Genomic DNA, 21694 nt, shown 5'->3' on the forward strand with positions numbered 1-21694 from the left:
CGTTGTGGCTAGCGAGCGTCCTGCTCGCGGTGGCGTGCCAGTGCCACGCCCCGCTTCACGAAGCGTGCCACCAGTTGCTCGACGCAATACACCGAGCGGTGTTGCCCGCCCGTGCAGCCGATGGCCACGGTCACGTAGCTGCGTTGATCACCTTCCAGGGTGGGCAGCCAGCGCAGCAGGAAAGTCTCGATTTGCCCGATCATCTCGGCCGCTTCGGGCTGCTGGCGCAGGTAATCGATCACCGGCTGGTCGCGGCCCGTCAAGGGGCGCAGTTCTTTCAGGTAATAGGGGTTGGGCAGCATGCGCACATCGAACACGAAGTCGGCGTCCATGGGCACGCCCTGCTTGTAGGCGAAGGACTCGAACACCAGGGTCAGGCGCGACGGCTCGGCTTGCACCACGTTGCGGATCCACGAGCGCAATTGCGCGGGCCGCAGCAGTGAGGTGTCGATCACGGCCGACACTTCGCGCAGCGGCTCCAGCAGTTCGCGCTCCAGGTTGATGGTGTCGATCAAGGCCTGGTCCTGATAGGCCAGCTGCTCGTCCATTTGATCGGGCATGGGGGGCAGGCCGACGAAGGATCGGGTGGGTTGCTTGGTCTGCAGCAGCGGGTGAGGGCGGCGTGTTTCTGAGAAACGCCGCACCAGGGCATCGGTGCTGGCATCCAGAAACACCGACTTCACGCGCACGCCCTCGGCCTTCAGTTCGGCCAGGATGGGCATCAGGCTGGGCAGGGATTGAGCGCTGCGCACATCCACCGCCACGGCCACGCGGCGGCGTTGCGGCTCGGCTCTAGCCAGCTCCAGGGTGATCAAACCGCGCAGCAATTCAGGCGGCAGGTTGTCCACGCAAAAGTAGCCGGCGTCTTCCAAAGCATTGATGGCCACGGACTTGCCCGAGCCTGAGATGCCGGTCAGGAAGACGACGTCCAGGCTCATGCGGCCTCCTTGCGGCGGCGCTTGGTAATGCTGGTTTGATCGGTTGCCGCGTGGGCGGTGTCCACCATGACTTGGGCGTGGGCCCGGCTGGTGTCGGTGACGGTGCCGCCCAGCATGCGGGCGACTTCGCGCACGCGGTCTTCACCGCTCACTTCGCGGATGTCGCTGGTGGTGGTGCCTTGGCTCAGGGCCTTGGACACGACCAGGTGTTGGTGAGCGCAGGCCGCGACCTGGGCCAGGTGGGTCACGGCCAGCACTTGTTGGCTGGCGCCCAGGCGTTGCATGAGCTGGCCCACGGTATCGGCCACCGCGCCACCGACGCCCGAGTCGATTTCGTCGAAGATCAGGGTGCCCGACTGCGAGGCATCGTCGGCGCGCTGCGAGGTGGTCACCGCGATGGCCAGGGCCAGGCGCGACAGCTCGCCGCCCGAGGCCACCTTGCCCAAAGGGCGTGGCGTGCTGCCGGCATGGCCGGCCACCAGGAATTCGACCGATTCCAGGCCAAACGCCTGGGGCTCGCCCTGCTGGGGCAAGGCCACTTCGAAACGGCCACCCGACATGCCCAGGTCCTGCATGGCCAAGGTCACGGCTTGGGCCAATGCGGGCGCGGCTTTGGCCCGTTGTTGGGACACGGTCTTGGCCACGGTCAGCCAGGCTTGGTGGGCCTCATTGGCGTGGCCTTCCAAGGTTTCCAGGTCAGCGGCGGCATCCAGCGCGGCCAACTCGTCGCGCCAGCTTTGCATCAGCTCGGGCAAATCTTGCGGCAGGCGCCGGAAGCGCCGGGCCAGGCTCATCCAGCTGGCGATGCGGCTGTCCAGCTCGCCCAGTCGACCCGGGTCGAGTTCGGTGTGGCGCAGGGCGCCGTTCAGGCTGTGGGCAGCGTCTTCCAGCTGTGCCTGGGCGCTGCGCAGCACGTCCAGCGCGCTGGCCAGGTTGGGGTCGACCTGGGCCACGCTGTCGAGCGCATCGATGGCGCGCGAGGTGAGCGAGCTGGCGTTGGTGTCATCTTCGGAGATGGCGCTCAAGGCCACCTGGGCGGCATCGAGAATGGCCTGCCCATGGCCCAGTCGCTGGTGCTCGGTGTTGAGCTCGTCCCACTCGCCAGCTTGCGGTTTGAGCTTGTCCAGCTCGGCGATCTGCCATTGCAGGCGTTCGCGTTCGCGGTCCAGGTCGGCCTGGCGGCTCTTGGCATCGTCCAGACGGCGTTGGGCTTCGCGGCGCGCTGTCCAGGCTTGCTGAAGGGCTGCGGTGTCCACGCCGGCTTGCGTGTCGACCAAAGCGCGAACCGAATCGGCGCGGGTCAGGCTTTGCCAAGCATGTTGACCGTGGATATCAACCAGGTTTTCGCCCAGCTCGCGCAATTGCGTGACGGTGGCCGGGCTGCCGTTGATCCACGCGCGGCTTTTGCCCTGGGCATCGACGACGCGGCGCAGCAGCAAGGGTGCGCCAGCATCGGCCGAATCAAAGCCGGCCTCATGAAGCCAGGGCGCCAGACGCTCGGCCAAAGCGGCGTGGGGCTCGAATTCGGCGGTGATGTCGGCGCGCGAGGCGCCTTCGCGCACCACGCCCGCGTCACCCCGGCTGCCCAGGGCCAACTGCAAGGCGTCGATCAGGATGGACTTGCCCGCGCCTGTTTCGCCGGTCAGTGCCGTGAAGCCAGCGCGCAGGTCGACTTCCAGGGCTGTGACGATGACGAAATCGCGGAGGGTCAGGCGGCGCAGCATCAAGCAACTCCTTCGTTCCAACGCAGTTTGCGGCGCAGGGTGGCGTAATAGTTCCAGCCCGTGGGGTGCAAAAAGCGCACCCGGTGGGCCGAGCGGCGCACGGTGATGCGGTCGCCGTGCAGCAGGCTGGCCAGGCTTTGCATGTCGAAGTTCATGCTGGCGTCCTTGGCGGCCACGATCTCGATGGTGATGACCCCGGTGTCGGGGATCACGATGGGCCGGTTTGACAAGGTGTGCGAGGCAATCGGCACCATCACCCACCCGCCCAGGGCCGGGTGCAGCAACGGACCACCGGCCGACAGTGCGTAGGCCGACGAGCCCGTGGGCGAGGCCACGATCAAGCCGTCGGCGCGGTAGTTGGCCACGAACTGGCCGTCGACCTCGGCGCGCAGTTCAACCATGCTGGCGGTGGCCCCGCGGCTGACCACCACTTCGTTGATGGCAAAGCCTTCATAGATGGTTTCCAGCCCACCGTCGCGGTTCGGGCGCAGCACGGCGCCGGCCAGCATGGCGCGGTGCTCTTCTTCGTAGTGGCCGGTCAGGATCTGCGGCAGGGCCGTGTCCATGTCCTTGTGCTGGATGTCGGTGATGAAACCCAGGCGCCCCTGGTTGATGCCGATCAGCGGGATGTCAAAGCGCGACAACTCGCGGGCGATGGCCAGCATGGTGCCGTCACCCCCCACCACCACGGCCACGTCGCACTGCTTGCCGATCTGTTTGAGGCTGAGCGAGCCGTAGTCGGTGATGCCGGTGTTGAGCGCGGTTTCCATCTCCAGCGAGACCTCAAGGCCGACTTTGACCAGGATGGCGGCCACGTCTTCCAGCACTGGGCGGATGCCGCTGGCCTGGTATTTACCGACCAAGGCGGCGTGGCGAAAACGGCAAGGCAGGGGGCTGGGCATGAGAGGAATTACACCACACGGGACCGCCCTGAACGAGGGGTGGTTTTGTCCCCGTCGCCCTGATTTGTGACGGCTTGTGCGCGCCAGAGCCTAGAATCAAATCCATGCTGGATGACCGTGCCAAGATACTGTTGAAAGCCCTGGTCGAGCGTTACATCGCCGACGGGCAACCCGTGGGATCGCGCACCTTGTCGCGGGCGGCTGGCCTCGACTTGTCGGCTGCCACCATCCGAAACGTGATGGCCGACCTGGAAGAGCTGGGCCTGATCGTCAGCCCCCACACCTCGGCCGGGCGGGTGCCCACCGCGCGGGGTTACCGCCTGTTCGTGGACACCATGCTCACGGCGCGCCCCTACGACTTCAGCGCCGAAACGCGCGAGCAACTCCAGCCCGACCAACCCCAGCGCGTGATCGCCAACGCGGCGCAAATGCTGTCCAGCCTGTCGCAGTTTGTGGGCGTGGTCACCTCGCCCCGCAAGGCCTCGGTTTTCCGGCACGTTGAGTTCTTGCGCCTGGGCGACAAGCGCGTGCTGGTGATCCTCGTGGCGCCCGATGGCGATGTGCAAAACCGAGTGCTGTTCACCGCGCAGGATTACACCCAGTCGGAGTTGGTCGAGGCCAGCAACATCCTCAACACCCACTACTCCGGTTTGTCGATCGATGAGATGCGCAACCGCTTGAAGTCGGAAGTGGACCAACTGCGCGGCGACATCGCCAGCCTGATGCAAGCGGCGGTGCAGGTGGGCAGCGATGCGATGGACGCCAACACCGATCAAGTGGTGGTCTCGGGCGAGCGCAACCTGTTGACGGTGCAGGATTTCTCGAACGACCTGGGCTCGCTGCGGCGCCTGTTCGACCTGTTCGAGCAAAAGACGCAATTGATGCGCCTGCTGGAAGGCTCGAGCCGGGCCGAGGGCGTGCGCATCTACATTGGCGGCGAAAGCATGGTGGTGCCGTTCGAGGAACTGTCGGTGGTGTCGGCGCCTTACGAGATCAACGGCCAGGTCGTGGGCACGCTGGGCGTGATCGGGCCGACGCGCATGGCGTACGACCGCATGATCGAGATCGTGGACATCACTTCGCGGATGGTGTCGAACGCGCTGAGCCAGAAGTGAGCGCGAGGGAGGCCTGCTTGCCGCCCGCCTCGTCTTCATCCTCATCCTGCTCTTCTTCGTTTTCCTCGGAATACTCTTCGTCGGCGACCAGGTTTTCCAGGTCCACGCCCTCAGGGTCGTCGATCGACACCAGGTCGGGGTTGGTTTCCAGAGCCTCTTCGCCCGACAAGATCACGCGGTCTGGCGAAATGTCGCCACCTTCGCGGATGTGCTCGGGCACGGCCGAGCCCCGCTCGCCAGTGCCTCCGGCGTCCGTGTCGGAAGTCAAGGCAGTGTTGCCTGCGCCGGAAATGGCGGCCGACAGGGTCTCGAAATCGTCGGTTTCCAGGTGCAGTTCGCCCTGGATGTCGGAGCCGCTGTCGGAGCTGTCGCTCGGGCCGAGCGCGTCGGCGTCGTGTCCGGGGGCATGTCGAGGGGCTTGGTGCGTGCCGAAAATGCTGCTTTTGGCCATGATCGTCTCCTTCAAAGAGGGTTGGGGTCATGGAAGAGTGGCAAAAGGTGTGCCCTACAATCGCCGCTCCCTTGCAGTTGTGGGCCGGGGGCCGTTAGCTCAGTTGGTTAGAGCAGAGGACTCATAATCCTTTGGTCGTTGGTTCAAGTCCAACACGGCCTACCAATTTCATCAAGGCTCAGACTGCCTTCCCGCCGACTCTTGCGGCTTGACATGTCGAACCGCTGTTGACGTTTTCTGTCTCTTTGGCAGTGCTCATGGCACAGCTCTCACGCGTAAGGCGCGTAGGCATTGCTGTCCCGGGCTAGCAATTGCATCAGCTTGGGATGGATGAAGAGCTTTTCTTTGCCGACCTGTAGTTCGCGCAGCACACCCAGCTTCACCAAGTCTTTCAGGTACCGGGATGCCGCTTGCCGCTGGGCGATGTCTTTCTCCACCAGGTTGGCAATGCGGCAATAGGGGTGCTCAAAAATCACGTCGACCAACTCGCGGCTGTAGATCTTGGGCAGGCTGGTGCGCACGTGTTCGGTGGTGTGATCAGCCAGGTTGCGGATGGCGGCGATCTTAGCCGTGGTCCAGCGTGAAGTTTCTTCCACCGCCTTGAGTATGAAGAGCACCCAGGGCTCCCATGCCTCGTGCTGGGTGACATCCAGCAGCAGCCGGTAGTAGTCTGCTTTGTGGACAATGATGTGGCGGCTCAGGTAAAGGATGGGCAAGCTGAGCAGATCCTCTTGGATCAGGTACAGGATGTTCACCACCCGGCCAGTGCGACCGTTGCCGTCAATGAAGGGATGGATCGCCTCGAACTGGTAGTGGCCCACGGCCATGCGAACCAGGGGATCCAGTTCGGTCTGGTTGTGCAAAAAGCGTTCCCAGTTGGCCAGCATGTCTCGCAGGCGTGCTTCGCCCTCGGGCGGGGTGTAGATCACCTCGCCTGTGCGGTCATTGGCCAGTTGGGTGCCGGGGGTGCGCCGTATGTCCATGTCGGCGCCCTTGAGGGTGCGGCCGATCTCCACGGCGCTGGCGGTGCACAACGGACGGTCTTTCAGCGAAAGGTACCCGCGTTGCAGGGCTGAGCGGTAGCGCAGCGCTTCTTTGGTGGCATGGTCCGCGGAGCCGTCGCCTTGAGCGTGCTGGAACAGCTGGTCAGTAGTGGTGACGATGTTCTCAATCTCGGAGCTGTCCTTGGCTTCCAGCATCGGGATCGTGTTGATCAGCATCGTCTGGTTCGGGATCAGCTCGGCGGCCTGTTTCAGCTCGGCCAGTGCCACACGCGCAGTGATGCACGCTTTGAGCACGGCTTTGCTTTCAAGCTCGTGCGCAGGGGGCAGTGGCGGCAGGTGGTTGTAGGGCGTGTCGGCTCGCCAGGGTTGCATCATGTTGGCTGCGACATGAGCCTAGATCGTGTCGCCATTTTTGTGATTAGGCGACACGTTATCACGTCATGTCGTGGTGCGCGACACATCGGCTGAATGTGTCGCTGAGTTTGTGTTTCTGCGACGCCTTGCTGGTGCGAGCAACGTGTTCACTGGGGAGTTCTGCCACCAATCGTTAACCGGTATTCATTCGTCGAATGACCCATGTTAGCCTGACGCCTTACCAAAATTCATAAGGCCGTGCCCCGCCAGGCATGGGGAGCGGGCATGACGGGCGTCGAAGCCAAACATTTGATCACGGTGATCATGGCCCCGGTGGGCTTGCTGGCGCTGCTGCTGGAGCTTTGGCATTACCGGGGGCGGCAAATATTTCGCGCCTCGGATGCTTGTGGCAATGCCTTGCTGGGCGGCGTGGCCATGGTGGTTGAAGCCGCGATGTACGGCCTGTTCGTGGCAGGGATCACCAGTTGGTGCTACGAGCAACGGTTCGCGACCATCCCGGTCAACCTGTGGACTGTGTTGCTGCTGGCGGTCTTGGGTGACTTGTGCATTTACATCAACCATCGCCTGAACCACCGCGTGCGTCTTTTTTGGACGGCGCATGCGCTGCACCACAGTTCGGAGTTCATGAACCTGACCACAGCGATGCGCCGCAGCGCGTTGACGCTGTTCGTGGGGGCTTCGTGGGTCACTTACCTGCCATTGATCCTGATCGGTTTTGACCCCGGCTGGATGATGTTCGTGATGGCGGTGAACCTGATTTACCAATACTTTCTGCACACACAGTGGGTGCCCAAAATGCACCCGGTCATCGAGTTCATCTTCAACACGCCCTCGCATCACCGTGCGCACCACGCGCGCAACGCCTGCTACATCGATCGCAACTATGGCGGGATCTTCATTGTTTTCGATCGGATGTTCGGCACTTTTGCCGAAGAAGTGCCCAACGAGCCGCCCGAGTTTGGCTCGCTCAATCACCCTGATTCTTCCAACCCGCTGTGGCTCACGGTTCACGAGGTGTTGGCCTTGTGGCATGACATGAAATCGCCAGGGCCGCTGTGGCAGAGACTGCGGCATCTGTGGATGCCACCAGAATGGCAGCGCCCGCCCCAGTTGCAGGCGGGCCGGGTGCTTCAAGCTTAGACACCCAGCCTGCTTTATTATTTATTCGCAGCCGACTGCATCCAAGAGCTTCTTTGGTGGCTAGTACATGTTGTGAGCCTCGGCCACACACACGTCAAACCCCACGATCGATTGAAGGAGCTTTCTCATGCACACCCGTTCCACCACTGCCCTGGCCATCACCTGCGTCGCGCTGTTGTCTGCTTGCTCCAGCATGTCGCCCATGGCCATGGACAAACCCTTCAGCCAGGATGGCCTGCCTGACGCCGTCAAAGTGCCCGCTGGCAACCAGGTGGCCTTGCAAAGCGTGGGCGTGGGCCAAATCACCTATGAGTGCCGTGCCAAGGCCGATGCGCCGGGTGCTTTTGCCTGGGTGTTCGTGGGCCCGCAAGCGGACCTGATGAGCCGCGGTGACAGCAAGCTGGGCACGTACTTTGGCCCGCCAGCCACCTGGGCTGCGCTGGACGGCTCCAAGATCACGGGCACGCAGTTGGCGGTCGCTCCTGCAGGCGCGGGCAACATACCCTCGCAACTCGTGAAGGCTAACCCTGCGATGGGGGCAGGCGCCATGAGCGGCGTCACCTACATTCAGCGCGTGGCCACGCAAGGTGGTGTGGCGCCAGCCAGCCTCTGCGATGGCACGGCGGTGGGCCGCAAGGAAGTGGTCAAGTACCAGGCTGACTACATCTTCTGGAAAGCCATTTGAGGCCAAAAGCAGGCGTGTCGAAGCAGCATGTAAAGTGAAGGCATGCTGATCGCCGACACCCCGCCCTTTGACTACGAAGCCGCCTTGCTCGCTTGCGCGCGTGGCGAGCGATTTGCCATGCGCGCCTTGTACGAGCGCGAGGCGCGCTGGTTGCTCGGGGTGGCCTTGCGCATCGTTCGAGATCGCGAGTTGGCCGAGGACGTGCTGCACGATGCCTTCTTGCAAGTCTGGCAAGACGCTTCCACCTACCGGCCTGAGTTGGGTTCGGCGCGAGGTTGGCTCTACACCGTGGTGCGCCACCGCGCGCTCAAAGAGGTCCGCCATCCGGGCCGCATGCAGGTGCTTGACCCGGTTGATCTGGCCGAGTTGTCGGACCAGCAGCAAGCGGGGCAAGACACGGCCAGCGACCGGGGCCTGGACAGTGACAGCCTAGAGCGCTGCTTACAGCGCCTGGACGAGGCGAAAAGGGCTTGTGTGGTGCACGCTTTTGTAGACGGCTACACGCATGAGCAGATTGCAGAGCGCCTGCAAACGCCCTTGGGCACGGTGAAATCCTGGATTCGCCGCAGCCTGAACAGCCTGAAGGAGTGCATGGCGTGATCAACCTTCAAGATTCAGAAAGCCGGGTGGCCGCGACGGGTGAGTACGTACTCGGCACGCTGAGCGAAGAAGACCAAGGGGCATTCCGCGAAGCCTTGGCCCAAGATCCCCGACTGCAGGCCGAAGTCTATGGCTGGCAGGACCAACTGCTGAGCTTGAGCGCCCAGGCCAGCCCTGCGGCGCCACGGGCACAACTTTGGCAGCGCATCGACACCACGTTGAGCGCCATGGCCGCCGCCTTGCCTCGACCCGCCCGGGTTGACAGCACGGTGCCCCGCAGCCCATGGTGGCAACGTTTGGGCTTGTGGCAAGGCGTCAGCGGCTTGGCGCTGGCCGTTTGCCTGGTCATGGCGGTGTTGCTGGTGGATCGTGGCGCTGTGGTGCCAGGTCAGGCCGTGGTGGGCGCCAGGTACCTGGCCGTGCTGCAAAGCCCGAAGGATCAGAGCACGGGCTGGGTGGTCGAGGTGCAGGCTGGCGGCACCGTGCGCTTGCTGCCGATGGGCGACACGGGCGTGGTCCCGGCGGGCCGTGCCCTGCAGTTCTGGACCAAGCCCCAAGGCGCGGCAGGCCCCACATCGCTGGGCCTGGTGCGGGCGGGGCATCCGCTGGAATTGCCCGTGTCGCGCCTGCCTGGCGTGGGCGCGCAGCAATTGTTCGAGATCACCCTGGAGCCTGAGAAAGGTTCGCCCATCAACCGGCCCACCGGCCCCATCTTGTACGTGGGTCGCACCGTCGCCTTGTGATGAATCACCCCCGGCGCTGAGCCGTCGGCGGTGGCGTCCATTGGTATAGCCAGGTCTCGCTCATCGGCTGGCCGTTGTAGCTCAGGTAAAGGCGAAGCTCCACCGGAGCTGTGCTGTCATCAAGGGGGCGCAGGTCAAACATGGCACGGTAGCCGTTGACCGAGGCCAAGGGCCGGGCCGAGGTGATCTCCACCTGGCCGCGTGACACGGTGATCACCGGCTCCACCTTCGCGCCTTCACGCAGCATGGGCAGGTCGCCACCGGCAAAATCCACCACGAAGCGCCATGAAAAATACTTCCGCTTTTGGCCGACCACGCCGCCGATGCCGGTGCGCGTGGCCACCACCTGCGCCGCTGTGGGTTGTGCAGGCGGCTTGGCACCCCAATGCAAGCGATAGCTGAACAGGCGTTCTTGCCCTGCTTGCAATTTGGATTCAGGGTTCCAGAAGGCGACGATGTTGTCGTTGGTCTCGTCGTCGGTGGGCAGCTCCACCAGTTGCACGGCGCCCTTGCCCCAACCGGCCTTGGGCTCCACCCACAAACTGGGGCGGCGTTCGTAGAACACGCCGTCATCTTGGTAGTGGTCGAACTGGCGGTCGCGTTGCAGCAGGCCAAAGCCGCGCGGGTTGTCGTCGGCGTAAGAACTGAAGCGCAGCCCTGGCGGGTTGGTGATTGGGCGCCAGATCCATTCGCCCTGGCCAGTCCACATGGCCAGACCGTCGGAGTCGTGGATCTCGGCGCGCCAGTCGTTGGCCATGCGGTGGTCGTTCTCGCCATGCTGGAACATGCTGGTCAGGGGCGCGATGCCCAGGCGCTCGATCGTTTTGCGGGGGTACAAGGCCGCATCCACGTCCATCACCATCATCTCGCCGGGGTGGATGTCGAAGCGGTAGGCGCCGGCCACGCTTGGCGAATCCAACAGCCCGTAGACCGTGAGTACCGACGAGGTGGGTGAAGGGCGCTCCAACCAATACGAGGTGAACACGGGGAACTCTTCAGGCCGCTCGGCGCCGCAATCAATGGCCAGGCCGCGGGTGGACAGCCCATACTGCGCTTCGCCCCCAACGGCGCGAAAGTAGCTGGCCCCCAGGAAGGCTGCCACGTCACGTTTCCAGTCGGTGTGGAAGTTGACCCGAAAGCCCGCGAAGCCCAGGTCCTTGGGCAGGCGCGAGCCACGCACGCCGCTCTTGCCGTAGTCGAACATGCTGGGGTCGTAGGCCAGTTCTTGCGCCTGGCCATCGACCACTTCGTGCATGTGCACGGGGGCGGTGAAGCCGCGGCCCAGGTGGAAGAACTTGACTTCGAAGCGCCGCTTTTGCGCAGCCCACAGCGCATGTTGATCGTGGTAACCGATGGACTGGTACTGGTCCCAATCCAGTTGGGTCAGCTCATTGGGTACACGGGTGGCGGGTGCACGCCAGGCCTGCCCTGCCAGCATGCTGGCTTGTCCTTTGAGCCACGCGTAGCTGAAAGGCTGCGGTTTGCCCAGTTTGCCCAAGGCGCCGATCTGCTCGGCGGCCATGAGGTTCGGCATCGAGATACCGGCCGCGGCAAGGGCGGCGGCGGTCTGGATGAAGTGGCGTCGTTGCATGCGTGGGGGCCTCCGGGGTTTCTTTCCTGACCTTACTTGACCTGCTGCTTGCCCAGCTTGCGCGCCAAGGTTCGCCGGTGCATGCCCAGGCGGCGAGCCGTCTCTGAAATGTTGAAGCCGGTCTCCGCCAGGATCTCGTGGATGCGCTCCCATTCCAAGGTCTTGATTGAGGTGGAGCGGTTGGTCAACCCGACTTCGGTGTCGCCTTCGGCGCGGCCAAAGGCGGCTTCGATGTCGTCGGTGTTGGACGGCTTGGCCAGGTAATGGCAGGCGCCGAGCTTGATGGCCTCAACGGCGGTGGCGATGCTGGCAAAACCTGTCAGCACCACGATCAGCATGTCGGGGTCGTGCGCGTTGAGCTTTTGCACGCAGGCCAAGCCCGACGCTTCGCTGTTCAGCTTCAGGTCCACGACGGCATAACCGGGCGAGCGCTGTTGCAGCACCTCGCTCACGCCCTCGAGGCTGGCCGCGAGCATGACCGCATAGCCACGGCGCTCGAATGAGCGGCCGAGCGTTCGGGCAAACGCCGCGTCGTCTTCAACGATGATCAGCACTCGCTCAGCGGCTTCTTCCATGGGTGTCGTCTTCCTCAAAAGTGATGGCGGAAAGGGGCAGGGTGAGTGTCACGACCGCGCCACCCCCGGCACGGTTGCGGGCAGTGAGGCTGCCGCCCAGCGTGCGTGCCACGTTCACTGCCAGGAACAAGCCCAGCCCTCGACCAGGCCGCCCTTTGCTCGACTGATAAGGCTTGCCAAAGTTGGCCAGCATGGCCGCGCCAAAACCCGACCCATGGTCGGTGACGGTGACCGTCAGCGTGTCCGCATCGCGGGCGACTTCCAGCCTCAGGTGCGAAGAGGCCTCCAGTGCATTGTCCAGCACATTGCAGATGGTTTGCTTGAGGGCCGAGTCGGACACCATGCTCAGATCCAGGCCAAAGCGGTTGTCGTACACAAAGGTGGCGGACGGACGCGTGGCGCGCCATTCCTCGACCAGTTCGTCCATGAAGGTGCACACGGTGGTCTCTTCGGACGACTCGCCCCGCGCCTCGCCTGCCGACAGCAGGATGCCGCTCACGATGGCTTTGCAGCGATGGACCTGGGCTTGCATCTCGTCGACTTCTTGCAGCAACTCGGGGTCGGAGGTGAAGGAGGGCAGGCGTGCCCAGTCACCCAGGATGACGGCCAGCGTGGCCAGTGGGGTACCCAGTTCATGCGCGGCGCCGGAGGCCAGCAGGCCCATGCGCACGATGTGCTCCTCTTCGGCCGCGCGTTGCCGCAGGTTGGCCAGGCGCGCATCGCGTTTGCGCAGGTTGAAGCTGATGCGGGTGATGAAGATTACCAGCAGTGCCGCGTTGAGTGCGAAGCAGATCAGCATGCCCTGCATGTAAGGGTTGAGCAGCCCCCGGCCCTGGTCCGATGGGAAGGACAAAGGCACGCCAAACAAGGCCAGGCCGGCAAAGCAGGTGGCGGTGATGGCGAAAATGGTCCAGGTGGACCAGGCCTCCAGCAACAAGGCGGCCAGCGTGACCTGCAGCAGGTAGAGGAATGCGAAGGGGTTGGTGGCGCCTCCGCTGAGGTAGAGCTGAAAAGTCAGCATGCTGACATCCACCAGCAGCGCGAAAAACAACTCGCCATTGGTGACCTCTCGGTGAGCGCGCCAATGCAATTGGCTGGCCACGTTGAAGGCCATCAGGCAGGCCAGCACGGTCAGCAGGTGGTTGAGCGGCAGCTGGATGCCATAGGCGAAATGCGCTACTGCGATGGTGATGATCTGCCCGACGACCGCGATCCAGCGCAGCTGAATCAACAGCTGCATGTTCTTCAGGCCGGTGGCATGGTTGACGCCCTGGACCTTGGCTGCGGCGGGGGGCAGGCTGTCCTCGATCACTGAGGGGGCGGTCTGGGGTGACATCGGTGCTTTCGTGGTCGAACTAGCCCGCATTCTGATCGGTTTGGCGCTGTCTTTGCGCGTCGCGCCTGACATACCAGGCTGCGCCCAGAACCATCAAGGCCAGGGCGTACCAGGTGATGGCGTACACGAGGTGGTTGTTCGGGAAGGCGATCACGGTGAGCCCGCCCACGGGCCACTCCTGGGCTGGGTCTGCCTTCGCATCCACGAAGTAAGGCGCGACCCGGCGCAAGCCGTGGGCGGCGCTGATGGCCCGCACATCGCGCGAGTACCAGCGTTGGGCCGATGGGTCATTTTTGCGAAGGAAGGCGCCACCAGGCTCACTCATGCGCAGCAAGCCGGTGATGGTGGTTTCTGCCTTGGGTTCGGTGGCTTGTCGGCTGACGCGTGTCTGCTTTTCAGGAGGGACAAAGCCCCGGTTGATCAACAGCACGGTGCCATCGGCCAACCGAAGTGGGGTCAAGACCCAGAAGCCGCTGCCCCAAGCCGTGACGGCTTGTACCAGGGTCTCGTGCTCATGCTCAAAGGTGCCGCTGGCTTGCACAGGCCGATACTCGTCGGTGGCGGTCTGCAATTGGGGCCACTGGGCTGGGCCGGGTGCGGGCGCCGCCGGTGCGTTCACACGCTGATCGACCCGTTCGATCAGGTCAAGCTTCCAGAACAGGCGCTTGACCTGCCAGGTGCCCAGCGCGGCAAAGCCGGTGAACACCAGGGTGGCGATGACCGCCAACGCGGTCAGCAAAGCCCTTGAGCGCGGGCCACGCTGCTGAGTGTTATCGGCACCCATCGCTTGGTGGCCCACTGGCCTCAAGGCATGTTCTTCATCTCGTGGACCGACATGGGCATCATGTTGGCGTTCATGTGGAACATCACCCACAGCGAGCCACTCAAGGTGATCACGACCAGCACCAGCGTGAAGATCAGGGCCAGCATGCTCCAGCCGCCTTCAGAGCGGGTGTTCATGTGCAGGAAGTAGATCATGTGCACGACGATCTGCACCGCCGCGAAGCCCAGCACGACCAAGGCCGTGGTGCTCGACTTGTCGAACACCTTGCCCATGACGAGCCAGAACGGGATGGCCGTCAGGATGACCGACAGCACGAAGCCGATGGTGTATTCCTTCAGCGAGCCGTGGCTGGCGCCATCGTCGTGGCCGTGGTGCCCATGGTCGTCGTGAGCAGGGTGGTGGGCGCCATGCCCAGCGTTTTCGGTATGCGCGCTCATGGCAGCACTCCCATCAGGTACACGAAGGTGAAGACGCCGATCCAGACCACGTCCAGAAAGTGCCAGAACATGGACAGGCACATCAGGCGGCGCTTGTTCTCAATGGTCAGGCCGTGTTTGGAGACCTGAGCCATCAAGGTGACGAGCCAGATGATGCCGAAGGTCACGTGCAGGCCGTGGGTGCCCACCAGGGTGAAGAAAGACGACAGGAAGGCGCTGCGTTGAGGCGTCGCGCCTTCATGGATCAGGTGCGCGAACTCGTACAGTTCCAGGCCAATGAATGCCACGCCGAACAGGCCGGTGATGGCCAGCCACACCAAGGTGGCGCGCACGTGCTTCTTCTGCATTTCCAGCATCGCGAAGCCATAGGTGATGGACGACAGCAACAGCATGGAGGTGTTGAGTGCCACCAGCGGCAGGTCGAACAGGTCGGCCCCCGAAGGGCCCGCCGCGTAGTTGCGACCCAGCACGCCGTGAACGGCGAACAGGCAGGCAAAGATGAGGCAGTCGCTCATCAGGTACAGCCAGAAGCCGATCAGCGTGCCGTTCTCGGCATGGTGCTCTTCGGCCACGTGGAAGCTGATGGGCTCCCGGGCGTTGGGGGAAAGGGTGGCGGTATTAGACATGGCTGGTCAGCAGGTGCGTGCGTTCGGCCTCGGTGCGAATGACTTCATCAGCAGGGATGTAGTAGTCGCGCTTGTAGTTGAAGGTGTGGGCAATGGCCACGACGATGAGGGTGATGAAGGACAGGGCAGCTGGTAGCCACATCTGCCAGATCATCGTGAAGCCGAAGGCGGTGCTCAGGCCGGCCAGGATGATGCCCGCGCCCGTGTTCTTGGGCATGTGGATCGGCAGGAAGCCGCTCAAGGGCCGCTCGTAGCCGCGCTGCTTCATGTCCCACCAGGCATCGTTGTCATGGATGCGGGGCGTGAAGGCGAAGTTGTAGGCGGGCGGTGGCGACGAGGTTGACCATTCCAGCGTGCGGCCCTGCCACGGGTCGCCCGTGTGGTCGCGCAGCGATTCGCGCTTGCGGAAGCTCACGACCAACTGGATCAGGAAGCAGGCGATGCCGAAGGCGATCAAGACCGCACCGAAGGCCGCGATCTGGAACCAGATCTGCAGGGACATGTCCTGGAAGTGGCTGGTGCGGCGGGTGACGCCCATGAAGCCGAGGATGTACAACGGCGTGAAGGCCACCCAGAAGCCAATCAGCCAAAACCAGAACGAGCACTTGCCCCAGAACGGATCAAGCTTGTAGCCAAAGGCCTTGGGGAACCAGTAGGTGATGCCCGCCATCAGGCCAAACAGCACGCCACCGATGATCACGTTGTGGAAGTGGGCGATCAGGAACAGGCTGTTGTGCAGCACGAAGTCGGCCGGGGGCACGGCCAGCATCACGCCTGTCATGCCGCCGATCACGAATGTGATCATGAAGCCCATGGTCCAGAGCATCGGCACTTCAAAGCGGATGCGGCCCTTGTACATCGTGAACAGCCAGTTGAAGATCTTGGCCCCGGTCGGGATCGAGATGATCATCGTGGTGATGCCGAAGAAGCTGTTGACGCTGGCGCCCGAACCCATGGTGAAGAAGTGGTGCAGCCAAACCAGGTAGGACAGGATCGTGATCACGACCGTGGCATAAACCATGGAGGCGTAGCCGAACAGCTTCTTGCCGCTGAAGGTGGACACCACTTCAGAAAACACACCAAACAGCGGCAGGATCAGGATGTAGACCTCGGGGTGGCCCCAGATCCAGATCAGGTTGACGTACATCATGGCGTTGCCGCCGAAATCGTTCGTGAAGAAGTTGGTGCCCACGTAGCGGTCCAGGGACAGCAGGCCCAGCACGGCGGTCAGCACCGGGAAGGCGGCCACGATCAGCACGTTGGTGCACAGCGAGGTCCAGGTGAAGACGGGCATCTTCATCAGGGTCATGCCGGGCGCGCGCATCTTGATGATGGTGGCCAGCAGGTTGATGCCCGATAGCAAGGTTCCGACCCCCGCTATCTGCAAGGACCAGATGTAGTAATCGACCCCCACGTCAGGGCTGTGCAGGATGCCTGACAGCGGTGGGTAGGCCAGCCAGCCGGTCTTGGCGAACTCGCCCACGAACAGCGAGGCCATGACCAGGGCGGCGCCACTGGCGGTCATCCAGAAGCTGAAGTTGTTCAGGAAGGGGAAGGCCACGTCGCGGGCACCGATTTGCAGCGGCACCACGAAGTTCATCAAGCCCGTGACCAGGGGCATGGCCACGAAGAAGATCATGATCACGCCGTGGGCGGTGAAGATCTGGTCGTAGTGGTGCGGGGGCAGGAAGCCGGCGTTGTCGCCGAAGGCCATGGCCTGCTGGGCCCGCATCATCAGCGCGTCGGCAAAGCCGCGCAGCAGCATGACCAAGCCCAGGATGATGTACATGATCCCGATCTTTTTGTGGTCAATGCTGGTGAACCACTCCTTCCAGAGGTAGCCCCACAGCTTGAAGTAGGTGATCGCACCCACCATTGACAGTCCGCCAAGCACGACGGCAGCGAAGGTCACGAGCAGGATGGGGTCGTGGAGGGGGATCGCCTCCCAGCTGAGGCGGCCGAAGATGAGCTTCGTTAAGTCGAGTTGGTCGAACATCGTGGGTCCGGGTGGCAAAGGTGAGGGGGCGCGCGCTTGCTGACAGCGTTACAGCGGCTGGGTGACGGGCGCAGGCACGGCGCCGGTCAGGTTGGTGGTCGTGCACATGGCGCCAACATAGGTGCGGTTGGACTGGCTGGATGACACCACGTTGAAGGTGCCAGGTTTGCCTTGGCCACCACGGGCGTCAATGGCCATGATGTCCTTCATGCACATGCGGTTGCTTTCGACGCAGCGGTTCAGGATGGCGTCGTAGAGGCCGGGGACCACGTTGGCGTACAGGCGCACAGGTTCGCGCTCGCTGGGTTTCTCGAGGGCCAGGTACTTCTCGCGGCTCAGCTCGCTGCCCTTGGTCTTGGCGGCTTGCACCCACTTGTCGAAGTCACCCTGGCTCAGGCCATGGAACTTGAAGTGCATGCCCGAGAAGCCTGCGCCGCTGTAGTTGGCCGAAATGCCTTGGTATTCACCGGGCTTGTTGATGACGGCGTGCAACTTGGTTTCCATGCCGGGCATGGCGTAGATCTGACCGGCCAGCGCGGGGATGAAGAAGGAGTTCATCACGGTGGACGCGGTGATCTTGAACTGGATGGGGCGGTCGACCGGGGCGGCCAGCTCGTTCACTGTGGCAATGCCTTGCTCGGGGTAGAAGAACAGCCATTTCCAGTCCAGGGCCACCACTTCGACGACCAAGGGCTTGGTGTCGGCGGGGATTTCACGTCCGGCGCCAATGCGCTGAAGCGGGCGGTAGGGGTCGAGCGTGTGGGTGCTGATCCAGGTGACGGCACCCAGCGCGATGATGATCAGCAAGGGGGCGGCCCAGATCACCAGCTCCAGATGAGTGGAGTGGTCCCAGTTGGGCGCGTATTCCGCTTGGGTGTTGGATTGCCGGTATTTCCAGGCGAACCACAGCGTCAGGACGATCACCGGCACGATGATCAGCAACATGAGCACCGTTGAGACCACGATGAGGTCGCGCTGCTGCGCGGCCACGTCGCCTGAAGGGTTCATCACCACCGCTTTGCACCCGCCGAGGAAGGCGGTGGCGAGGAGCAGGAGGGGTCCGCGAAGGTTCTTGAGGGAAAGCATTGCCAGACGAATTTGAGCGCGTGACCGCAGAAGAGGCAGAATCTATCCCTATTGACTTGCATTGGGTATTGGGCGTTTTGTCCTATGGCGGCAATCCCTCAGAGGTGAGAACCTTGGGCGTCCGCTTGAAAAACTACATTCGAATCACGAGTACGCATGATGTCCAGCATCGATCAGACCTACCACGAGCCTTCGTTGCAGCCCCAGCAGGGTGGCGTTGCCCCCGGCCACTCCGCCATTGCGCCGGGTGAAATTGCCATTGGCGTGGTCATCGGCCGGGCTTCTGAATATTTCGACTTCTTTGTTTACGGCATAGCCTCGGTGCTGGTGTTCCCCGCTGTGTTTTTCCCGTCCAGCGATCGCCTGTCGGGCATCTTGTGGGCCTTTGTCATCTTTTCGTTCGCCTTCATCGCGCGTCCGTTCGGCACGGCCTTGTTCATGGGCATTCAGCGTCGCTGGGGTCGCGGTACCAAGCTGACGGCGGCCTTGTTCCTGCTGGGCATCTCGACCGCCGGCATGGCGTTCCTGCCGGGGTACGCCGTGCTGGGGTTCCAGTCGATCGTGCTGCTTTCAATCTTCCGCTTCTTGCAGGGCATCGCCCTGGGCGGTTCGTGGGATGGCCTGCCGTCCCTGCTGGCCCTGAACGCCCCGGAAAACCGCCGTGGCTGGTACGCCATGCTGGGCCAGTTGGGTGCGCCCATCGGTTTTGCGATTGCCAGTGGCCTGTTCCTGTTCCTGCACGCTAACCTGTCGTCCGCCGACTTCCTGGACTGGGGCTGGCGCTATCCTTTCTACGTCGCGTTTGCCATCAACGTGGTGGCGCTGTTCGCCCGTTTGCGCCTGGTGGTGACCGAGGAGTACACCCAGTTGCTCGAAGAGCGTGAACTGGAGCCCACCCGCGTGCTGGAGTTGCTGCGCACGCAAGGCCACAACATTTTCATTGGCGCCTTCGCCGGTTTGGCCAGTTATGCCTTGTTCCACCTGGTGACGGTGTTCCCGCTGTCGTGGATCGCCCTGGGCAACACGCAGTCCGTCAACGATGTGCTGGTCGTCCAGATCATTGGCGCCGGGATTGCGGTCTTGGGCATGATCGTGTCCGGCTTGATTGCCGACCGCATTGGTCGTCGTCAAACCTTGGGCCTGGCGGCCAGTTCCATCGCGGTGCTGAGCGGTTTTGCCCCCACGTTGATGAGCGGCGGCCCCGCCGCCCAGAATCTGTTCATCCTGATGGGTTTTGCCTTGCTGGGCTTGTCTTATGGCCAGTCGGCCGGTGCGGTGACATCCAACTTCTCGGCCAAGTACCGCTACGCCGGTGCGGCCTTGACCGCCGACTTTGCCTGGCTGGTGGGCGCTGCTTTCGCGCCGCTGGTGGCCTTGGGCTTGTCGGCCCATTTCGGACTGGGTTACCTCAGCCTGTACCTGCTGTCCGGCGCGCTGTGCACCTTGCTGGCCTTGCGCTTGAACCGGGCGCTGGGCAACGCCTGATCCAAGCTGGTAGTTGCGCTTTCCGTGCTGAAGTTGCACGCCCTGGTACTTAAAGGCTTCACCTTTCCGGGGGCGTGACCGATATCCCTAAGGCTCTGCCATGCGCGAGCGTTCAGTGGATAAGGAAGCCCCATGGTCAACTCAGTTTTGAAGCAAAGTCGTCAGCGCCTGCTGATGGGTGTCTCGTTCGCGGGATTGGGCCTGTTGACGGCGTGCGGGGGCGGTGGTTCATCGGACTCGGCTGGGGCCTCAGGGGGCTCATCCGCCAGCAACACCTTGTCGGGCACGGTGGCCGTGGGTGCGCCCATGGCCGACGCCTTGGTGCGAATCCTGGACTCGGAGGGCAATGTGGTCAGCTCTGGGGTGAGCGTGGACGCCGCAGGTGCTTTCACTGGCGTGACGCTGACGGGCACGGGCCCTTACCGAATCGAGGCCTGTGGCCATGTGGGCGAGAACTACCGGTGTGTTTATTCGGTGTCGCAAGGGGCGGGCGTGGCCAATGTGACGCCCTTGACCACCGCCGCCGTGCTGCTGGCCACCGGTGACTCGCCGGAAGACCTGATGGACGGCCCTGGCACCTCACTGGATGCCACCAGCATTGCTGCGGCCCAGACCACCTTGCGCACAGGTCTGGCGGGCATTCTGGCGGACGCTGGCGTGCCGTCCAACTTCGATTTCATCAGTGGCGATTTGAGCGCAGGCACGCGCACCGGTTACGACCGAGTGCTGGACTCTGTGGGCGTCACGACCGGCGAGGCCAATGCCCCCTTCGTGCAGATCACGCCGCGCTTGGGCACGGGCAATCTTTACCTGGAGTCCGGGCAAGCCGCGCAAGGCACCCTGACGGTGGACAGCCAGGCGGCCAATGTCTCGCTGACGGGCATCGAGACCCTGTTCCAGAACATGTCGTTGGCCATGGCGAACGACACAGCCTGTCGCGCCAATTTGCCAGGGCTGCTGGCCAGCACAGCCAGCATGAGTTTTGATGGGCCCAGTCCTGCGCAGGGTCCCAGCGATGTTGGCACGCTGATGTGCGATTTCATTGGCGCCAGCGATGAAGGGCCTGGTTTTGGTGTCTTGTTCGTGAGCCCGACTCTGGGGCGTTGCGACTTGTCGGGCACCGATCCCGTTTGCCGCGTGTCATTTGTGCTGAAGCTCCAGGATGGCAGCCTGCAGTCCATTGGCGAAGAGATGGCGGTGGTTCGCGAAGGGCAGACCTGGAAGTTCAAGGGCGATGTGAACCCGATTGGCATCCACGCCAATGCGGCTTTGCAGCGCACCCAAACCTTTGACAGCACGGGGGCCTTGGCCTACACCGAGCACTCGCGCGCTTTCCAGTTCGACATCCAGGCCATCAGTGGCCTGCAATGCGCCAAGGTTACTCAGAAGGATGCGAACGGTGCTGAAGTGCTGCTGGCTTACTACAAGCGCTACAGCGGTTCGCCACAGCGCCTGTCGGTCTGGCGCGATTCTTTCAGCAGCTTGCTGAGCGATCCGACGGATGCAGGCGGCCAGCTTCGGGGCAGCGACGATACCCAAATCCAGCTGCCCTCCGGCACGGGGGGCGATGCCGCCATCACCAACTTCTACCGTGGTGGCCGCACCGTGAAGGTCGCGCTTTACACCGATGCCAACTGCTCAAGCGCGATGGTGCTGGATGGCCGCAGCGAATTCGAGGTCGACATGATGGGCGTGCCGCCGCTGTCTGACCGGATCGAGAACTTCCCGTGGCCGATCCTGACCGACAGCACCGTGAGCAGCCTGCGCACACTTGCCCTGGCCACGGGGGAATCGACCACCTTCAATGCCAGCTGGACCTTTGCCCGCGGCTACACCGGCCTGGATTCAGCCTCTTTCTGCTCTGACCGTCAATGTGGAGACCAGTCGCCTGCCCAGATTGGCGAGGTCGGTTTTTCGGCGGCGGCCCGGTCGGTCGCCATCCCCTTGGCCAATCCTGGCAATGGCACCGCGGTGACCACCTCTGGCTTCAAGATGCTGGTGCTGTATGGCCGCACGGGCGAGGGCATGGGCGTGCAGAACAACTTTGTTCACTGCAGCGGCACCATCGACGGCTTCGGCCAATGCCAGTGATTTCCAGGCC

General features: G+C 63.2%; 20 protein-coding genes and 1 tRNA gene. 8 read left to right on the forward strand and 13 right to left on the reverse strand.

What is annotated here, in order from left to right; all coding sequences use genetic code 11:
• Nucleotides 1-8: 8 nt before the first annotated feature.
• Genes rapZ through PSV38_RS15340 form a run of 3 tightly spaced genes read right to left on the reverse strand, consistent with a single transcriptional unit; the run spans nt 9 to nt 3552 of the window.
• Nucleotides 9-938, reverse strand: coding sequence for an RNase adapter RapZ (gene rapZ / locus PSV38_RS15330; protein ID WP_300548890.1), 930 nt, complete (start codon nt 936-938; stop codon nt 9-11).
• Nucleotides 935-2662 carry a DNA repair protein RecN gene (gene recN, locus PSV38_RS15335; protein ID WP_300548892.1) on the reverse strand — a complete coding sequence of 576 codons (1728 nt, stop codon included), beginning with the start codon at nt 2660-2662 and terminating at the stop codon, nt 935-937. The genes rapZ and recN overlap by 4 nt, the downstream gene beginning before the upstream one ends.
• Nucleotides 2662-3552, reverse strand: a complete 891-nt coding sequence (locus tag PSV38_RS15340) for an NAD kinase (RefSeq protein ID WP_300549068.1) — start codon at nt 3550-3552, stop codon at nt 2662-2664. The genes recN and PSV38_RS15340 overlap by 1 nt, the downstream gene beginning before the upstream one ends.
• A 116-nt stretch (nt 3553-3668) precedes the next feature.
• On the opposite strand from PSV38_RS15340, the gene hrcA reads away from it, so the two are divergent.
• Nucleotides 3669-4679, forward strand: a complete 1011-nt coding sequence (gene hrcA / locus PSV38_RS15345; protein WP_300548893.1) for a heat-inducible transcriptional repressor HrcA — start codon at nt 3669-3671, stop codon at nt 4677-4679.
• Here the strand turns inward: hrcA and PSV38_RS15350 are convergent.
• Nucleotides 4639-5130 (reverse strand): hypothetical protein, encoded by a 492-nt coding sequence (locus PSV38_RS15350; RefSeq protein ID WP_300548894.1) that lies wholly within the window; start codon nt 5128-5130, stop codon nt 4639-4641. The genes hrcA and PSV38_RS15350 overlap by 41 nt on opposite strands.
• An 88-nt stretch (nt 5131-5218) precedes the next feature.
• Between PSV38_RS15350 and PSV38_RS15355 the strand changes: the two genes are divergently transcribed.
• Nucleotides 5219-5295: transfer RNA gene (locus PSV38_RS15355), tRNA-Ile, on the forward strand.
• Between the two features lie 104 nt (nt 5296-5399).
• On the opposite strand, the gene fic is transcribed toward PSV38_RS15355, so the two are convergent.
• Complete coding sequence (gene fic / locus PSV38_RS15360; protein WP_300548895.1) at nt 5400-6506, reverse strand: protein adenylyltransferase Fic; 1107 nt, start codon at nt 6504-6506, stop codon at nt 5400-5402.
• A gap of 267 nt (nt 6507-6773) precedes the next feature.
• Between fic and PSV38_RS15365 the strand changes: the two genes are divergently transcribed.
• The 4 genes from PSV38_RS15365 to PSV38_RS15380 all read left to right on the forward strand — a co-directional run bounded on the left by PSV38_RS15365 (nt 6774) and on the right by PSV38_RS15380 (nt 9677).
• The gene (locus PSV38_RS15365; protein ID WP_300548896.1) at nt 6774-7649 is read left to right on the forward strand and encodes a sterol desaturase family protein; all 876 of its coding nucleotides are present in this window, start codon (nt 6774-6776) and stop codon (nt 7647-7649) included.
• 127 nt (nt 7650-7776) lie between these two features.
• Entirely contained in the window at nt 7777-8334 is a 558-nt protein-coding gene (locus PSV38_RS15370; protein WP_300548897.1) for a DUF3455 domain-containing protein, read from the forward strand.
• Between the two features lie 42 nt (nt 8335-8376).
• The gene (locus PSV38_RS15375) at nt 8377-8934 is read left to right on the forward strand and encodes a sigma-70 family RNA polymerase sigma factor (RefSeq protein ID WP_300548898.1); all 558 of its coding nucleotides are present in this window, start codon (nt 8377-8379) and stop codon (nt 8932-8934) included.
• Complete coding sequence (locus PSV38_RS15380; protein WP_300548899.1) at nt 8931-9677, forward strand: anti-sigma factor; 747 nt, start codon at nt 8931-8933, stop codon at nt 9675-9677. The genes PSV38_RS15375 and PSV38_RS15380 overlap by 4 nt, the downstream gene beginning before the upstream one ends.
• Before the next feature lie 4 nt (nt 9678-9681).
• Here the strand turns inward: PSV38_RS15380 and PSV38_RS15385 are convergent, their stop codons facing one another.
• From PSV38_RS15385 to cyoA, 8 genes are read right to left on the reverse strand one after another with little or no spacing between them, the layout of a single operon-like run.
• Complete coding sequence (locus PSV38_RS15385; RefSeq protein WP_300548900.1) at nt 9682-11268, reverse strand: glucan biosynthesis protein; 1587 nt, start codon at nt 11266-11268, stop codon at nt 9682-9684.
• A 32-nt stretch (nt 11269-11300) separates the two neighbouring features.
• Entirely contained in the window at nt 11301-11843 is a 543-nt protein-coding gene (locus tag PSV38_RS15390; protein WP_300548901.1) for a response regulator transcription factor, read from the reverse strand.
• Nucleotides 11827-13179 carry an ATP-binding protein gene (locus PSV38_RS15395; protein ID WP_300548903.1) on the reverse strand — a complete coding sequence of 451 codons (1353 nt, stop codon included), beginning with the start codon at nt 13177-13179 and terminating at the stop codon, nt 11827-11829. The genes PSV38_RS15390 and PSV38_RS15395 overlap by 17 nt, the downstream gene beginning before the upstream one ends.
• A gap of 19 nt (nt 13180-13198) precedes the next feature.
• Nucleotides 13199-13963, reverse strand: coding sequence for an SURF1 family protein (locus PSV38_RS15400; RefSeq protein WP_300548905.1), 765 nt, complete (start codon nt 13961-13963; stop codon nt 13199-13201).
• A gap of 20 nt (nt 13964-13983) precedes the next feature.
• Entirely contained in the window at nt 13984-14400 is a 417-nt protein-coding gene (cyoD, locus tag PSV38_RS15405; RefSeq protein ID WP_300548906.1) for a cytochrome o ubiquinol oxidase subunit IV, read from the reverse strand.
• Entirely contained in the window at nt 14397-15026 is a 630-nt protein-coding gene (gene cyoC / locus PSV38_RS15410) for a cytochrome o ubiquinol oxidase subunit III (RefSeq protein WP_300548908.1), read from the reverse strand. Before cyoC ends, cyoD begins: the two co-directional genes overlap by 4 nt.
• Complete coding sequence (gene cyoB / locus PSV38_RS15415; RefSeq protein ID WP_300548910.1) at nt 15019-17022, reverse strand: cytochrome o ubiquinol oxidase subunit I; 2004 nt, start codon at nt 17020-17022, stop codon at nt 15019-15021. The genes cyoC and cyoB overlap by 8 nt, the downstream gene beginning before the upstream one ends.
• Nucleotides 17023-17070: 48 nt before the next feature.
• Complete coding sequence (gene cyoA / locus PSV38_RS15420; RefSeq protein WP_300548911.1) at nt 17071-18108, reverse strand: ubiquinol oxidase subunit II; 1038 nt, start codon at nt 18106-18108, stop codon at nt 17071-17073.
• Between the two features lie 156 nt (nt 18109-18264).
• On the opposite strand from cyoA, the gene PSV38_RS15425 reads away from it, so the two are divergent.
• On the forward strand, nt 18265-19593 hold the full coding sequence (locus PSV38_RS15425; protein ID WP_300548912.1) for an MFS transporter: 1329 nt from the start codon (nt 18265-18267) through the stop codon (nt 19591-19593).
• A gap of 132 nt (nt 19594-19725) precedes the next feature.
• Nucleotides 19726-21684 (forward strand): carboxypeptidase-like regulatory domain-containing protein, encoded by a 1959-nt coding sequence (locus tag PSV38_RS15430; protein WP_300548913.1) that lies wholly within the window; start codon nt 19726-19728, stop codon nt 21682-21684.
• Nucleotides 21685-21694 lie beyond the last annotated feature (10 nt).

The organism is Aquabacterium sp. (genome assembly GCF_029946005.1).
Taxonomy (GTDB): domain Bacteria; phylum Pseudomonadota; class Gammaproteobacteria; order Burkholderiales; family Burkholderiaceae_C; genus Aquabacterium.